Raw genomic sequence first — 333 nt, 5'->3', positions numbered from 1 at the left:
CCGCGTCCCGCTCCTTCAGCAGTTCGATCACCTTCGCGAAAAGCGTGTTGTGGGCACCGGAGAGGATCGACAGCCCGATCGCGTCGGCGTCCTCCTGGATCGCGGTGTCCACGATCTGCTCGGGAGTCTGGTGGAGCCCCGTGTAGATGACCTCCATGCCCGCGTCGCGCAGCGCCCGCGCGATCACCTTGGCCCCGCGATCGTGCCCGTCGAGACCCGGCTTGGCCACCACCACGCGGATCGGACCGGTCACACCCATCACTGCCTCCACATACCGACGCATACGGACTGCGTCGTCAATTGGCCCGGGTCCCCCGCGCCCGCCCGGCCCGG

Annotated in this window: 1 pseudogene; it reads right to left on the bottom strand. The window is 69.1% G+C overall.

The features are described 5' to 3' along the window. Positions 1 to 259: pseudogene (gene icmB / locus BFF77_RS30860) on the bottom strand (coenzyme B12-dependent isobutyryl CoA mutase small subunit); the annotation flags it as partial. Between the last annotated feature and the right edge of the window lie 74 nt (positions 260 to 333).

The sequence above is a fragment of the Streptomyces lushanensis genome (assembly GCF_001700515.1).
Lineage (GTDB): Bacteria > Actinomycetota > Actinomycetes > Streptomycetales > Streptomycetaceae > Streptomyces > Streptomyces lushanensis.
The sequence above is the reverse complement of the archived record's forward strand: the minus strand, read 5'-3'. Positions and strand labels throughout refer to the sequence as shown.